Below are 15,684 nucleotides of genomic sequence, written 5' to 3'. Positions count from 1 at the left end.
TCCTGATCCTGATCCTGCTCCTGCTCCGCATCGCCCGGTCGGCCCTCGGCGATCATCCTGCGCCCTCCGGGAGCACTAACTCTTCGTGACTCCGACGGACGCGGCGGACGTACGTGCCTTCCGCGCCGCCGGCACCACCAGCGGCGTACCCGTCTCCGGGTCGTCGATGACTTGGCAGCGCAGTCCGAAGACCTCCTCGACCAGCTCGGCCGTGACGATGTCGGCCGGGGCGCCCTCGGCGATCACCGAGCCCTCGCGCAGGGCGATCAGGTGAGTGGCGTACCGGGCCGCGTGGTTGAGGTCGTGCAGTACGGCGACCAGGGTGCGGCCCTGCTCCTCGTGGAGTTCCGCGCACAGGTCGAGCACGTCGATCTGGTGCTGGATGTCGAGATAGGTCGTCGGCTCGTCGAGCAGCAGCAGCGGAGTCTGCTGGGCGAGTGCCATGGCGATCCACACGCGCTGGCGCTGGCCTCCGGAGAGTTCGTCGACGTATCGGTCGGCCAGTTCGGCGACTCCGGTCGAGGTCATGGACTCGCGCACGATCCGCTCGTCCTCGGTCGACCACTGACGCAACAGCCCCTGGTGCGGGTAGCGCCCGCGCCCCACGAGGTCGCCGACGGTGATCCCGTCCGGCGCGATCGACGACTGCGGCAGCAGCCCGAGCGTCCTGGCCACCTTCTTCGCGGGCAGCGACTGGATGACCTGCCCGTCGAGCAGCACCCGGCCCTGGCGCGGCTTCAGCATGCGGGACAGCGCGCGCAGCAGCGTGGACTTGCCGCAGGCGTTCGGGCCGACGATCACCGTGAACGAGTTGTCCGGTATCTCGACCGACAACTGCTCGGCGATGACGCGCTGGTCGTAGGCGAGGGTGACGTTCTCGGCGGACAGGCGGTTCACAGTGCTCCTTCGGGTGTTCACGTGCGGCCCGCCATCGGCGCCCGTACTCGTCTTGCGGTCGACGGCCGTACGCGACTTGCCGTCATCGGCCGCGCTCATCGAGTCGTCATCGGCCGCGCTCATCGTGTCGTCGACGGCCATACGTGTCGTGTCATCGGCGGCCGTACTCGCCATGTCGCCGGCGGCCGTACTGGTCCCGTCGTCGGCATTCATATCCGGCCCGCCTTCCGCTCGGTGACCAGGAGCCACAGCAGATAGACACCGCCGAGCACTCCGGTCACGACGCCGACGGGCAACTGGTCGGCACCGAAGGCCCGCTGCGAGGCCCAGTCCGCGACGACCAGCAGGGTGGCGCCCATGCACATCGCGGGCACCAGGTTGGGTCCCGGCGAGCGGGTGAGGCGCCTCGCGAGCTGCGGTGCGGTGAGCGCGACGAAGCCGACCGGACCCGCGGCCGCGGTGGCGGACGCGGTGAGCAGCACGGCGGCCACCATCAGCAGCAGCCGCGTCCGCTCGACCCGGACACCGAGCGCGTACGCCACGTCGTCGCCCATCTCCAGCATCCGCAGCCCGCGCGCGTTGCCGAGAACCAGCGGTACGAGGACGGCGCACAGCCCGAGCAGCGGCCAGACCTGGGCCCAGTCACGGCCGTTGAGCGAACCGGTCATCCAGACGATGGCGCGGGCCGCGTCGACGAGGTCGGCCTTGGTGATCAGATAGCCGTTGACGGCCGTGACGATCGCGGCGACACCGATACCGACCAGAACCAGCCGATATCCGTGCACACCCCGCTTCCAGGCGAGCACATAGATGGCGAGCCCGGTCACCAGGCCGCCGACCAGCGCCCCGACGGTGACCTGGGTGGCGCTCCCCGGGAACAGCACGATCATCACGAGCGCGCCGGCCGTCGCACCCTGCCCGAGACCGAGTACGTCCGGACTGCCCAGCGGATTGCGGGAGATGGCCTGGAAGAGCGCGCCGCCGAGCCCGAGCGAGGCTCCCACCAGGAGCCCTACCAGGACCCGCGGCAGGCGCAGCTCGTTGACGATGAACTCCTGGCCCGCGTCGCCGTTGCCGAGCAACGTCCTGAGGACGTCGGCCGCCGGTATCGGGAAGTCGCCGGTGCCGATGAGCACGACACTCGCGGTGAGCGCGGCCACGAGCAACAGCGCGACGACCGTGAACGCGCGGACATCGAAACGGACCGACAGCCCGCCACCGGCACGAACGGTCCGAGTACGAAAGGCCCGGACGGAACCCGGCTGATCTTGTCCGGTCTGGTTGCGTGGGGGCTTCACAGCTGCGCCGTCCTCCGCCGTCGTACGAGAAAGATGAAGACCGGCCCGCCGAGGATCGCGGTGACGATGCCGACCTGGAGCTCCGCGGGCCGGGCGATCATCCGGCCGATGACATCGGCACCGAGCAGCAGCACCGGTGACAGCACGGTGGCGTACGGCAGGATCCAGCGCAGGTCGGGCCCGGTGAAGGACCGTACGACGTGCGGAACCATCAGCCCGACGAAGACGATCGGCCCGCAGGCGGCGGTCGCGGCCCCGCAGAGCACGGTCGCGGCGGCCATCGACAGCCCGCGGGTGCGGTTCAGATGTGCCCCGAGCGCGCGGGCGGTGTCGTCGCCCATGGCCATGGCGTTCAGCGGCCGGGCGAGTGCCAGCGCGAGGACCGTGCCGATCACGAGGAACGGCAGCACCTGCTCGATGGTCGTGTTCGTTGCAGAGGCCAGCGAACCGACCGTCCAGAAGCGCATCTTGCCGAGCGCCGCCTCGTCCATGATCATCACGGCCTGCAGATAGCCGTAGAGCGCGGCGCTGATCGCGGTGCCGGCGAGCGCGAGCCGCACCGGTGTGGCACCCCGGCTGCCGCCGAGGAAGTACACGAGCGCCCCGACGACGGCCGCCCCCGCGAAGGCGAACCACACATAGCCGCTCAGCGAGGTGACACCGAAGAAGGTGATGGCCGTGACGACCGCGGCGGACGCGCCCGCGTTGATGCCGAGCAGTCCCGGGTCGGCGAGCGGATTGCGGGTCAGCGCCTGGAGGACTGCCCCGGAAAGGCCGAGCGCGGCGCCCACGAGCAGCCCGAGGACCGTACGCGACAGCCGCTCGCTCACCACGACGTCGCCGTACGTTCCGGTGTCCTCGAACAAGCCGTGCCAGACCTGCTCCAGGGACAGCTCTTTTGCGCCGATCGCGATACTCGCCAACGCGACGAGCACCAGCACGGCGAGGGACACGAAGAGCCCAGCGGCCCGTATCGCCCGGCGGGTTGGGGGCGCGGGGGCGGTCTCCGCGCGCGGTACAGAGGGACTGTCGACCAACACGCAGTTAGGTTAGCCTACCCTCCCCGCGAGCTCGATCCGCGTATGCGGTGACCTGCGCGACCTTCCTCTTGAGGCCGCACTCCGGAGCCCCGCCGAAGGGCCCACGGAGGCCGCGGAACCAAGGAATCCAAGCAGTCCAAGGAGTTCGAGGAAGCCGAGGAAGCCGAGGAAGCCGAGGAAGCCGTCGCACCCTCCGCACCCTCCGCACCCTCCGCACCCGCGCTCAAAGCCCCAGCCGCGCCAGCGCCTTCCCCCCGTCCAGCTCGCACGCCCCATCCCCCGCGGCCGTCCAGGCGGCGGCACACAGCGCCCGCAGCCCGTCCATCGCCTCGCCCTCGCCCTCCAGTTCCAGCCGTTCGCCACCGGCCGTCGCCGTCCAGCCCCCACAGCGGAACCCTTCGCCCGCCTCGACGACCTCCGGCTGCCCGGTCAGCATCCCCCGCAGATCGGCGTCGACATACGTCGGCCGGTGCTCCGGCGGCGCGGCGAGGAGCTGCGCCCCGTCGGTCACACCGGTCAGCACCAGCAGCGAGTCCACCTCGCCGTTGAACGCGCCCTCGATGTCCGTGTCGAGCCGGTCCCCCACCACCAGCGGGCGCTCCGCCCCGGTCCGCAGGATCGTCTCGCGGTGCATCGGCGGCAACGGCTTGCCCGCCACCTGCGGCTCGGCGCCGGTCGCGATCCGTACGACCTCCACGGCCGCGCCGTTGCCCGGGGCGATCCCCCGTGCGCTCGGAATCGTCAGATCGGTGTTGGACGCGAACCACGGCACCCCGCGCGCGATGGCATAGCAGGCCTCCGCGAAACGGCCCCACGCCAGATCGGGCCCCCCGTACCCCTGCACGACCGCCACCGGCTCGTCCTCGGCCGACTCGACCGGCTCCAGCCCGCGCTCGCGCAGCGCGACCCGCAGCCCCTCCCCACCGATCACCAGAACCCGTGCCCCCTGCGGCACCTGCTCGCTGATCAGCCTGGCCACCGCCTGCGCCGAGGTGATGACGTCCGACTCCTCAGTCGGTATCCCCAGCTCCGTGAGATGCGCCGCGACGGTGTCGGGCGTCCGCAGCGCGTTGTTCGTCACGTACGCCAGACGCATCCCGCCCGCACGGGCCGTGCCGAGCGAGTCGACCGCGTACGCGATCGCGTGCCCGCCCGCGTACACCACCCCGTCCAGGTCGAGCAGCGCCGTGTCGTACGCCTCGCTCAGGGCCCGGTCAATGCCCTCGGGCCGCGTCCTCACGGTCTGGCTCATTACACATCGCTCCTCGTTCGATCCCTTTCCCCCGATCATCGCTCATGGCACTGACACACTTACGATGCCTCAATGAACACTGCAGGTCCCGTGGACGTACCGGCCGGCATGGGCCTAGACCTCACCCCGTTCCGGGGCCTGCGCTACGACCCCGACCGAGTCGGCAGCCTCTCCGCCGTCACCTCGCCGCCGTACGACGTGGTCGTACGACCTGACGGCCTGCACCACCTCGAATCGTCGGACCCGCACAACATCGTCCGGCTGATCCTCCCCCAGGCCGACACACCCGGCGCCCGCAATGAGCAGGCGGCCGACACCCTGCACCGCTGGCAGTCCGAGGGCGTCCTGACCACGGACTCCGAGCCGGGCCTGTACGTCTACGAGCAGCGCCACGGCGACGGCACGCTGCAACGCGGCGTCATAGGCACCCTGCGCCTCTCGGAGCCGTCGGAGGGCGTGGTCCTCCCGCACGAGGGCGTGATGCCGCACATCGTCGCGGATCGCGCGGCCCTGATGCGCGCCACCTCCGCGAACCTCGAACCCCTGCTGCTGACCTACCGCGGCAACGGCTCCGTCTCCGGTACGACCGCCGTCATCGAGCACACCGCCGAGCGCGCTCCCCTGCTCTCCACGACCACGGAGGACGGCTTCAGCCATCGACTGTGGGCGGTGACAGACCCTGCGGGCCTGGCCGAGATCCGGACAGACCTGGCCGACCGCCAGGCCCTCATCGCCGACGGCCACCACCGCTGGGCGACTTATCTGCGTCTACGCGCGGAGCATCCCTCCCCCAGCCCCTGGGACTTCGGCCTGGTTCTCCTCGTCGACACCGCCCGCTACCCACTCCGCGTCCGCGCGATCCACCGCCTCCTGCACCGCCTCCCGGTGGCCGACGCCCTGGCAGCCCTTGGCGACGACTTCCGCGTACGCCAAGTCAACGGCCCTCTCTCCACGGCCCTGGAGGCCCTCTCCGTAGCGGCCGCCGAGGGAAACGCGTTCCTCCTTGCGGGCGACGGCGCCTTCCACCTCGTCGACCGCCCGTCCCCGGACCTGCTCGCCCGCACGATCCCTGCGGACCGCCCCGACGCCTGGCGCACCCTCGACGCGACGGTCCTGCACTCCACACTCCTCGACCATGTCTGGCGGATACCCGACGTCCCGGAGCACATCGCGTACATCCACGACACGGCCGCCACGGTCGCCAAGGCCGAGCGCGACGGCGGCACGGCCGTCCTGATGCACCCGGTCCACGAGGAGGTCGTACGCGCCCTCGCGAGCCAGGGCGTCACGATGCCCCGCAAGTCGACGTCGTTCGGCCCGAAGCCGGCGTCGGGCCTGGTGCTGCGCGCCCTGACCCCCTGAAACACGAAGGGCGGGACCCCCTCGGGGATCCCGCCCATGTGCTCGTACGACTCCTGCGACTCCTGCGGAGCCGTCAGCCCTTCAACTCACCCTCGCCAAGGTCCGGGTCCGAGTCCGCGTCGTCGTCGCCGACCTCGGCCGACTTCGGCTCCGGAGTCCCGGAGTTCACGACCTCAACATCACCGTCGCTGTCGTCATCGCCATCCCCGTCGCTGTCGCTGTCGCTGTCGTCCTCCACGAGGACGTCGACGAACTCGACGCCGTCCATCTCGGCAAGCCGGTCCGAGGCGTCCGTGCTGCCGTCCTTGTCGGACTCGACGGCCTTGGCGAACCACTCGCGTGCCTCGCCCTCCCGCCCGGCCGCGAGCAACGCATCGGCGTACGCGTAACGCAGTCGCGCGGTCCACGGCTGTACGGAGTTGGAGGCGAGCTCGGGGCTCTGCAGCGTGACGATGGCCGCGTCGAGCTGGTCCATGTCCCGCCGCGCACCGGCCGCCACGAGCCGCATCTCGACCTGGCCGGCCTTGTCGAGCTTCTGCACTTCGGGAGCCCCAGCCATGTCGAGCGCCTTCTCGGGCCGCCCAAGGCCACGCTCGCAGTCCGCCATGACCGGCCACAGATCCACACTGCCTGTCATGCGCCGCGCGGCCCGGAACTCGGCAAGCGCCTCGCTGTACTTCTGGTTCGCGTACGCGGCGAAACCGGCCGCCTCCCGTACGGCGGCGACACGTGATGCCAGCCGCAGCGCCACCCTGGAGTAGCCGTACGCTCCCTCGGGGTCTTCGTCGATGAGCCTGGCCACCATCACCAGGTTCCGGGAGACGTCCTCGGCAAGCCCCTTGGGCAGGCTCTGGAGCTCCTGCCGTACGTCCTTGTCGATCTCCTCGCCCGTGACGTCGTCCGGGATCGGCAGCCGCTTGATCGGCTCGCGATCGCGGTCCCGCTCCTCGCGGAAGCGACCGCCGCCACGGCGGTCGTCGCCGCCCCGTCCACCGCGGTCGTCACGCCCCCGGTATCCGCCGCCACCACCGGGGCGGCCACGGCTGTCGTCGCGACGCGGTGCACCACGGTCGTCACGCCCACGGAATCCGCCGCCCCCGCTGCCACGGTTGTCGTCACGCCGGAAGCCACCACGGTCGCCGCCACCACCGCGGCTGTCATCACGACGGTCATCGCGGCGGTCGTCACGCCGATCATCTCGACGGACGTAGCCGGCACGGTCGCCGTCGCGACGATCGTCCCTGCGGTCGTCACGGCGGTCGTCGCGACGGAAGCCACCGCGGTCACTGCTGCCGCTTCCGCGGTTGTCGTCACGACGGAAGCCGGCACGGTCACTGCCGCCACTGCGGTTGTCATCACGACGGTCGTCGCGGCGGAAGCCACCACGGTCGCCGCCACCGCCACGGTTGTCATCGCGACGCGGGCCGCCCCGATCGTCGTCACGGCGGAACGCCGGACGGTCTCCACCACCACGGTTGTCGTCCCGACGGAACCCACCACGGTCACGGTCGTCACGGCTCGGCGCACCAGGACGGTCATCACGACGGAACGGCGGACGACCACCACGGTCGTCGTCCCGACGATCGTCACGACGGAACGCCGGACGGTCTCCACCACCACGGTTGTCGTCCCGACGGAACCCACCACGATCGCGGTCGTCGCCGCGACGATCGTCACGCCGGAAGGGCGGACGGTCACCATCGCGCCGCGGGCCACCACGCTCGTCATCGCGGCGGAACGCCGGACGGTCTCCACCAGCGCGATTGTCATCGCGACGGAAGCCGCCACGGTCGCCGCCACCGCCACGATTGTCGTCTCGGCGGAAGCCACCACGGTCACTGCTGCCGCTTCCGCGGTTGTCATCACGACGGTCGTCACGCCGGAAGCCACCACGATCGCCGGCACCACCGCGGTTGTCGTCACGCCGCGGGCCGCCCCGATCGTCGTCACGGCGGAACGCCGGACGGTCTCCACCACCGCGGTTGTCGTCGCGACGGAACCCACCGCGGTCACGGTCGTCACGGCTCGGCGCACCAGGACGGTCATCACGACGGAACGGCGGACGACCACCACGGTCACGGTCGTCGCGCCCGCGGAATCCGCCACCACCACTACCGCTGCCACCGCTGCCACGATTGTCGTCTCGGCGGAAGCCACCACGGTCACCACTGCCGCCACGGTTGTCATCGCGACGCGGGGCGCCCCGATCGTCGTCACGCCGGCCGTTCCCGCCGCGGTCGTTGTCACGGCGCGGGCCCCCGCGGTACCCGCCGCGGTCACCACTGTCCCGGCGTCGCTGGTCGCGCTCCGGTCGCTCGTCGGGAGAGTTGGTGGACATGGGTGACTCCTGTCATCGGTACCGCAAGTCATTCTCGCGCAGCCGGGTACCCAGCGCGCTTCGGAAAACAAAAAAAGGACCTCTGGTCCCAGCGAGTCGCTGGGACCAGAGGTCCTCCAAAGATTGTTCGGCGGCGTCCTACTCTCCCACAGGGTCCCCCCTGCAGTACCATCGGCGCTGTAAGGCTTAGCTTCCGGGTTCGGAATGTAACCGGGCGTTTCCCTCACGCTATGACCACCGAAACCCTAATGGTTTCGAGCGAACAAGCACACTTTTCAGTTAGGTGTTCTGCTCAAAAGCCGACAACTGTTCGTTGTCTCAGAACTAACACAGTGGACGCGAACAACTGAGGACAAGCCCTCGGCCTATTAGTACCGGTCAGCTTCACCCCTTACGAGGCTTCCACATCCGGCCTATCAACCCAGTCGTCTACTGGGAGCCTTAACCCATCAAGTGGGTGGGAGCCCTCATCTCGAAGCAGGCTTCCCGCTTAGATGCTTTCAGCGGTTATCCCTCCCGAACGTAGCCAACCAGCCATGCCCTTGGCAGGACAACTGGCACACCAGAGGTTCGTCCGTCCCGGTCCTCTCGTACTAGGGACAGCCCTTCTCAAGACTCCTACGCGCACAGCGGATAGGGACCGAACTGTCTCACGACGTTCTAAACCCAGCTCGCGTACCGCTTTAATGGGCGAACAGCCCAACCCTTGGGACCGACTCCAGCCCCAGGATGCGACGAGCCGACATCGAGGTGCCAAACCATCCCGTCGATATGGACTCTTGGGGAAGATCAGCCTGTTATCCCCGGGGTACCTTTTATCCGTTGAGCGACGGCGCTTCCACAAGCCACCGCCGGATCACTAGTCCCGACTTTCGTCCCTGCTCGACCCGTCGGTCTCACAGTCAAGCTCCCTTGTGCACTTACACTCAACACCTGATTACCAACCAGGCTGAGGGAACCTTTGGGCGCCTCCGTTACCCTTTGGGAGGCAACCGCCCCAGTTAAACTACCCATCAGACACTGTCCCTGATCCGGATCACGGACCCAGGTTAGACATCCAGCACGACCAGACTGGTATTTCAACGACGACTCCACAGACACTGGCGTGCCCGCTTCACAGTCTCCCAGCTATCCTACACAAGCCGAACCGAACACCAATATCAAACTGTAGTAAAGGTCCCGGGGTCTTTCCGTCCTGCTGCGCGAAACGAGCATCTTTACTCGTAGTGCAATTTCACCGGGCCTATGGTTGAGACAGTCGAGAAGTCGTTACGCCATTCGTGCAGGTCGGAACTTACCCGACAAGGAATTTCGCTACCTTAGGATGGTTATAGTTACCACCGCCGTTTACTGGCGCTTAAGTTCTCAGCTTCGCCACACCGAAATGTGACTAACCGGTCCCCTTAACGTTCCAGCACCGGGCAGGCGTCAGTCCGTATACATCGCCTTACGGCTTCGCACGGACCTGTGTTTTTAGTAAACAGTCGCTTCTCGCTGGTCTCTGCGGCCACCCCCAGCTCAAGCAGCAAGTGCTATCACCAGTGATGGCCCCCCTTCTCCCGAAGTTACGGGGGCATTTTGCCGAGTTCCTTAACCATAGTTCACCCGAACGCCTCGGTATTCTCTACCTGACCACCTGAGTCGGTTTAGGGTACGGGCCGCCATGAAACTCGCTAGAGGCTTTTCTCGACAGCATAGGATCATCCACTTCACCACAATCGGCTCGGCATCAGGTCTCAGCCTCAATGTGTGACGGATTTACCTGCCACACGGCCTACACCCTTACCCCGGGACAACCACCGCCCGGGCTGGACTACCTTCCTGCGTCACCCCATCACTCACCTACTACCACCTTGGGCCGACGGCTCCACCACTTTCCTTTCCCCGAAGGGTCCGGAACGGCTTCACGGTCTTAGCATCAGAAGGTTCGATGTTTGACGCTTCACAGCGGGTACCGGAATATCAACCGGTTATCCATCGACTACGCCTGTCGGCCTCGCCTTAGGTCCCGACTTACCCTGGGCAGATCAGCTTGACCCAGGAACCCTTAGTCAATCGGCGCACACGTTTCTCACGTGTGTATCGCTACTCATGCCTGCATTCTCACTCGTGAACCGTCCACCACTAGCTTCCGCTGCGGCTTCACCCGGCACACGACGCTCCCCTACCCAACCCAGCGGGCGTTGGCCCTCATGCTGGATTGACACGACTTCGGCGGTACGCTTGAGCCCCGCTACATTGTCGGCGCGGAATCACTAGACCAGTGAGCTATTACGCACTCTTTCAAGGGTGGCTGCTTCTAAGCCAACCTCCTGGTTGTCTCTGCGACTCCACATCCTTTCCCACTTAGCGTACGCTTAGGGGCCTTAGTCGATGCTCTGGGCTGTTTCCCTCTCGACCATGGAGCTTATCCCCCACAGTCTCACTGCCGCGCTCTCACTTACCGGCATTCGGAGTTTGGCTAAGGTCAGTAACCCGGTAGGGCCCATCGCCTATCCAGTGCTCTACCTCCGGCAAGAAACACACGACGCTGCACCTAAATGCATTTCGGGGAGAACCAGCTATCACGGAGTTTGATTGGCCTTTCACCCCTAACCACAGGTCATCCCCCAGGTTTTCAACCCTGGTGGGTTCGGTCCTCCACGACCTCTTACAGCCGCTTCAACCTGCCCATGGCTAGATCACTCCGCTTCGGGTCTTGAGCGCGCTACTATACCGCCCTATTCGGACTCGCTTTCGCTACGGCTTCCCCACACGGGTTAACCTCGCAACACACCGCAAACTCGCAGGCTCATTCTTCAAAAGGCACGCAGTCACGAGAGTGCATGCAAGCATGCACTCCGACGCTCCCACGGCTTGTAGGCACACGGTTTCAGGTACTATTTCACTCCGCTCCCGCGGTACTTTTCACCATTCCCTCACGGTACTATCCGCTATCGGTCACCAGGGAATATTTAGGCTTAGCGGGTGGTCCCGCCAGATTCACACGGGATTTCTCGGGCCCCGTGCTACTTGGGTGTCTCTCAAACGAGCCGTTGATGTTTCGACTACGGGGGTCTTACCCTCTACGCCGGACCTTTCGCATGTCCTTCGCCTACATCAACGGTTTCTGACTCGTCCTGTCGCCGGCAGACGACAGAAGAGAGATCCCACAACCCCGCATACGCAACCCCTGCCGGGTCTCACACGTATACGGTTTGGCCTCATCCGGTTTCGCTCGCCACTACTCCCGGAATCACGGTTGTTTTCTCTTCCTGCGGGTACTGAGATGTTTCACTTCCCCGCGTTCCCTCCACACACCCTATGTGTTCAGATGTGGGTGACAGCCCATGACGACTGCCGGGTTTCCCCATTCGGAAACCCCCGGATCAAAGCCTGGTTGACGACTCCCCGGGGACTATCGTGGCCTCCCACGTCCTTCATCGGTTCCTGGTACCAAGGCATCCACCGTGCGCCCTTAAAAACTTGGCCACAGATGCTCGCGTCCACTGTGCAGTTCTCAAACAACGACCAACCACCCACCACCCCACCCTCACGGGCGAGTTCACTGGGGCCGGCACTGAAGGCAGCCGATCAACCGGCCGTACCCTCAGACACCCAACAGCGTGCCCGGCACCCTCGCCACTCGTGATCAGCTTTCCACGCCCCGAAGGACAGTACTGGCAGCCGAGATGGCTGAGAGTGCCGAATAATCAACGTTCCACCCATGAGCAACCACCGTCGGACGTGTGCCGACGTAATGGCCCTGGACGCCAGCTCCGGAGAGACAGGCGCCTAGATGCTCCTTAGAAAGGAGGTGATCCAGCCGCACCTTCCGGTACGGCTACCTTGTTACGACTTCGTCCCAATCGCCAGTCCCACCTTCGACAGCTCCCTCCCCACAAGGGGGTTGGGCCACCGGCTTCGGGTGTTACCGACTTTCGTGACGTGACGGGCGGTGTGTACAAGGCCCGGGAACGTATTCACCGCAGCAATGCTGATCTGCGATTACTAGCAACTCCGACTTCATGGGGTCGAGTTGCAGACCCCAATCCGAACTGAGACAGGCTTTTTGAGATTCGCTCCGCCTTGCGACATCGCAGCTCATTGTACCTGCCATTGTAGCACGTGTGCAGCCCAAGACATAAGGGGCATGATGACTTGACGTCGTCCCCACCTTCCTCCGAGTTGACCCCGGCAGTCTCCTGTGAGTCCCCAACCTCCCGAAGGAGTTGCTGGCAACACAGAACAAGGGTTGCGCTCGTTGCGGGACTTAACCCAACATCTCACGACACGAGCTGACGACAGCCATGCACCACCTGTCACCCGACCACAAGGGGGGCACCATCTCTGATGCTTTCCGGGCGATGTCAAGCCTTGGTAAGGTTCTTCGCGTTGCGTCGAATTAAGCCACATGCTCCGCTGCTTGTGCGGGCCCCCGTCAATTCCTTTGAGTTTTAGCCTTGCGGCCGTACTCCCCAGGCGGGGAACTTAATGCGTTAGCTGCGGCACCGACGACGTGGAATGTCGCCAACACCTAGTTCCCACCGTTTACGGCGTGGACTACCAGGGTATCTAATCCTGTTCGCTCCCCACGCTTTCGCTCCTCAGCGTCAGTAATGGCCCAGAGATCCGCCTTCGCCACCGGTGTTCCTCCTGATATCTGCGCATTTCACCGCTACACCAGGAATTCCGATCTCCCCTACCACACTCTAGTCTGCCCGTATCGAATGCAGACCCGGGGTTAAGCCCCGGGCTTTCACATCCGACGCGACAGACCGCCTACGAGCTCTTTACGCCCAATAATTCCGGACAACGCTTGCGCCCTACGTATTACCGCGGCTGCTGGCACGTAGTTAGCCGGCGCTTCTTCTGCAGGTACCGTCACTTGCGCTTCTTCCCTGCTGAAAGAGGTTTACAACCCGAAGGCCGTCATCCCTCACGCGGCGTCGCTGCATCAGGCTTCCGCCCATTGTGCAATATTCCCCACTGCTGCCTCCCGTAGGAGTCTGGGCCGTGTCTCAGTCCCAGTGTGGCCGGTCGCCCTCTCAGGCCGGCTACCCGTCGTCGCCTTGGTGAGCTTCTACCTCACCAACAAGCTGATAGGCCGCGGGCTCATCCCTCACCGCCGGAGCTTTCAACCCCCACCCATGCGGGCAGGAGTGTTATCCGGTATTAGACCCCGTTTCCAGGGCTTGTCCCAGAGTGAAGGGCAGATTGCCCACGTGTTACTCACCCGTTCGCCACTAATCCACCCCGAAGGGCTTCATCGTTCGACTTGCATGTGTTAAGCACGCCGCCAGCGTTCGTCCTGAGCCAGGATCAAACTCTCCGTGAATGTATTCCCGTAATCGGGACAACACCACGAGAGCGGAACAGTCGGACGGAATAAGCCCGGCTGTTCACAACGTCCTCGCTGTGCGCCTGCCAGGACCATGCCCGGCAGGACTTTTTCAAAGGAACCTCCACCCACCACATAATGCGGTGGACGGGGTATCAACATATCTGGCGTTGATTTTTGGCACGCTGTTGAGTTCTCAAGGAACGGACGCTTCCTTCGTACTCACCCGAGATAATCTCTCGCGGCTTTCCTCCGGGCGCTTCCTTTCGGTCTTGCGTTTCCGACTCTATCAGAGCCTTTCGGGCCGTGATTCCCAGTCGGTGGGGTTTGCCTTTTGGCCTTGCGGCCTTTCGACATTCACTACGTTAGCCGATCCCCTCGGCAACTCATAATCGAGTTCCGCGAGCTTGAATTCAGACATGCAGACACGTCGAATTCACCCTCGCTGAGAGGGAGTCGAAAGTAGTGGGTTGGCCGCTTCCGGCTGCTGGCTGAACGCCGTACCCGGTTCAAGCGGCTCGGACTACATTACGGACGACCCAAGGGCGAGTCAAGTTCGGCGACGGCGGGGAGTATGGGCCCGATAAGGGCTCACCGTCGGGTCGTTGTCGATCCAGAAGCGCCACGGGTGGACGCCTCCGTCGCCGGCCACACCCGTGCGTGGACCGTTGCGTACCTGGTCGGAGGCCATCGGGGTGCCCTTGAGAAGGCTCAGCGGTGAACTCTCGGGGGCGCACGCGTCCGTACCGTCGAGGACCCGGTCCACCCCCAGGGCCGTGGCCAGGCGGGCCGGGCCTTTGGCCAGTTCCCTGTCATATCGGGCCGAAAGCCGACGTTTGCGAGCCAGTTCGGCGCCCTCGGTGATCTCGCCCGCGCGGAGCAGGACCGCGCTCGCCCTGCCCTCCGGGCCGCACACCAGGTTCATGCAGTGCCACATGCCGTAGGTGAAGTAGACGTACACGTACCCGGGCGGACCGAACATCACGCCGTTGCGGGCCGTGCGGCCGCGATAGGCGTGGGAGCCGGGATCGTTCGGACCGTCGTACGCCTCGACCTCCGTGAGGCGGAGCTCGATCGGACCGTCCGGGGTGGTGCGCACGAGCACGCGCCCCAGGAGGTCCGGGGCGACCTCCAGTACGGGTCGGTCGAAGAACTCCCGGGTGAGGGGCGTACGGTCAGGGGCCGTGATCATGGCGTACGAGCGTAGTGCAGAGGTGTGACTGCGTACGGGGTGGTCAGGGAGCCCGCGTCTTGCCAGGGTGAGGGCGCGGAACCGGACACGGCCGGATCGCGTTTGTATGGATCAAGGATCCGATCCGGAAGAACAACAACGGGGCGTTGCCCGAGGAGGAAAAGACATGGGGTTCAAGCGGCTGCTTGCGAGCCTGGGGGCCGGTGGGGCTTCGGTCGAGACGGTGCTGACCGAGGTCAACGTCGTACCCGGCGGTGTCGTCCAGGGTGAGGTGCGGATCCAGGGCGGGTCCGTGAACCAGGCGATCGAGGGTCTGTCGGTCGGTCTGCAGGCCCGGGTCGAGGTCGAGGGCCATGACGACCAGGAGTACAAGCAGGACGTCGCGTTCACGAAGCAGCGGCTCGGCGGTGCCTTCGAGCTGCAGGCGGGCGCCGTGCACGCGGTGCCGTTCGGGCTCGAGATCCCGTGGGAGACGCCGATCACGACGATCGACGGGCAGCCGTTGCGCGGGATGAACGTCGGTGTGACCACGGAGCTTGAGATCGCGCGTGCGGTGGACTCCGGTGACCTGGACCCGATCAGCGTGCATCCGCTGCCGGCGCAGCAGGCGCTGTTGAACGCCTTCGTCCAGCTGGGCTTCCGCTTCAAGAACGCGGACCTGGAGCGCGGCCACATCCGGGGCACGCGGCAGAAGCTGCCCTTCTACCAGGAGATCGAGTTCTTCCCGCCGCAGCAGTACCGCGGTCTCAACCAGGTCGAGCTCAGCTTCGTCGCGGACGACCGTGAGATGGACGTCGTACTGGAGATGGACAAGAAGCCGGGTCTCTTCAGTGAGGGCAGCGACACGTTCCGCTCCTTCAAGGTGGGGCTCAACGACTACCAGGGGACCGACTGGACCGGGTATCTCAACCAGTGGCTCTCAGAGGTCGGTAGCAAGCGCAACTGGTTCTAGGCTCGGGGCGAGAGTTTCCAAGGATCAGGAACC

General features: G+C 65.7%; 9 protein-coding genes and 3 rRNA genes. 2 read left to right on the top strand and 10 right to left on the bottom strand.

The features are described from left to right. Positions 1-75 precede the first annotated feature (75 nt). From OHA11_RS37400 to OHA11_RS37385, 4 genes are all read right to left on the bottom strand, one after another. Entirely contained in the window at positions 76-1,020 is a 945-nt protein-coding gene (locus tag OHA11_RS37400) for an ABC transporter ATP-binding protein (protein WP_266507719.1), read from the bottom strand. Positions 1,021-1,106: 86 nt separating this feature from the next. After that, on the bottom strand, positions 1,107-2,108 hold the full coding sequence (locus tag OHA11_RS37395) for an iron chelate uptake ABC transporter family permease subunit (protein WP_266507717.1): 1,002 nt from the start codon (positions 2,106-2,108) through the stop codon (positions 1,107-1,109). Between the two features lie 83 nt (positions 2,109-2,191). Then, the gene (locus OHA11_RS37390) at positions 2,192-3,235 is read right to left on the bottom strand and encodes an iron ABC transporter permease (protein ID WP_266503908.1); all 1,044 of its coding nucleotides are present in this window, start codon (positions 3,233-3,235) and stop codon (positions 2,192-2,194) included. Positions 3,236-3,458: 223 nt separating this feature from the next. Continuing rightward, entirely contained in the window at positions 3,459-4,487 is a 1,029-nt protein-coding gene (locus tag OHA11_RS37385) for an HAD hydrolase-like protein (protein ID WP_266503905.1), read from the bottom strand. A gap of 72 nt (positions 4,488-4,559) precedes the next feature. Between OHA11_RS37385 and OHA11_RS37380 the strand changes: the two genes are divergently transcribed. Further along, positions 4,560-5,849, top strand: a complete 1,290-nt coding sequence (locus OHA11_RS37380; RefSeq protein WP_266503902.1) for a DUF1015 domain-containing protein — start codon at positions 4,560-4,562, stop codon at positions 5,847-5,849. Between the two features lie 73 nt (positions 5,850-5,922). On the opposite strand, the gene OHA11_RS37375 is transcribed toward OHA11_RS37380, so the two are convergent. The 6 genes from OHA11_RS37375 to OHA11_RS37350 all read right to left on the bottom strand — a co-directional run bounded on the left by OHA11_RS37375 (position 5,923) and on the right by OHA11_RS37350 (position 14,699). After that, positions 5,923-6,762: a hypothetical protein gene (locus OHA11_RS37375; RefSeq protein WP_266507715.1), complete on the bottom strand. Its 840-nt coding sequence runs from the start codon at positions 6,760-6,762 to the stop codon at positions 5,923-5,925. After that, the gene (locus OHA11_RS37370) at positions 6,654-8,066 is read right to left on the bottom strand and encodes a hypothetical protein (RefSeq protein ID WP_266507713.1); all 1,413 of its coding nucleotides are present in this window, start codon (positions 8,064-8,066) and stop codon (positions 6,654-6,656) included. Before OHA11_RS37370 ends, OHA11_RS37375 begins: the two co-directional genes overlap by 109 nt. 246 nt (positions 8,067-8,312) lie before the next feature. After that, positions 8,313-8,429: ribosomal RNA gene (gene rrf / locus OHA11_RS37365) — 5S ribosomal RNA — on the bottom strand. A gap of 106 nt (positions 8,430-8,535) precedes the next feature. Beyond that, a 23S ribosomal RNA gene (locus OHA11_RS37360) occupies positions 8,536-11,658 on the bottom strand. Positions 11,659-11,976: 318 nt separating this feature from the next. Further along, positions 11,977-13,504 (bottom strand): 16S ribosomal RNA (locus OHA11_RS37355). The 16S, 23S and 5S rRNA genes sit together here, the layout of an rRNA operon. A 553-nt stretch (positions 13,505-14,057) precedes the next feature. Then, the gene (locus OHA11_RS37350; RefSeq protein WP_266503899.1) at positions 14,058-14,699 is read right to left on the bottom strand and encodes a DNA-3-methyladenine glycosylase; all 642 of its coding nucleotides are present in this window, start codon (positions 14,697-14,699) and stop codon (positions 14,058-14,060) included. Between the two features lie 166 nt (positions 14,700-14,865). Between OHA11_RS37350 and OHA11_RS37345 the strand changes: the two genes are divergently transcribed. Continuing rightward, positions 14,866-15,651 carry a sporulation protein gene (locus OHA11_RS37345; protein ID WP_266503896.1) on the top strand — a complete coding sequence of 262 codons (786 nt, stop codon included), beginning with the start codon at positions 14,866-14,868 and terminating at the stop codon, positions 15,649-15,651. The last annotated feature ends 33 nt before the right edge of the window (positions 15,652-15,684 follow it).

Origin of the sequence: Streptomyces sp. NBC_00878, assembly GCF_026341515.1 — a bacterium.
Classification (GTDB): Bacteria; Actinomycetota; Actinomycetes; order Streptomycetales; family Streptomycetaceae; genus Streptomyces.
Note: the sequence above shows the minus strand (reverse complement) of the source record. Positions and strands in the feature narration are given on the sequence as shown.

What these genes read in the sequence shown, in the direction of transcription:
- OHA11_RS37400 (WP_266507719.1), bottom strand. Translation starts at nt 1,020, where the DNA reads ATGAGCGCGGCCGATGACGACTCGATGAGCGCGGCCGATGACGGCAAG.
- OHA11_RS37385 (WP_266503905.1), bottom strand. Translation starts at nt 4,487, where the DNA reads ATGAGCCAGACCGTGAGGACGCGGCCCGAGGGCATTGACCGGGCCCTG.
- OHA11_RS37380 (WP_266503902.1), top strand. Translation starts at nt 4,560, where the DNA reads ATGAACACTGCAGGTCCCGTGGACGTACCGGCCGGCATGGGCCTAGAC.
- OHA11_RS37350 (WP_266503899.1), bottom strand. Translation starts at nt 14,699, where the DNA reads ATGATCACGGCCCCTGACCGTACGCCCCTCACCCGGGAGTTCTTCGAC.
- OHA11_RS37345 (WP_266503896.1), top strand. Translation starts at nt 14,866, where the DNA reads ATGGGGTTCAAGCGGCTGCTTGCGAGCCTGGGGGCCGGTGGGGCTTCG.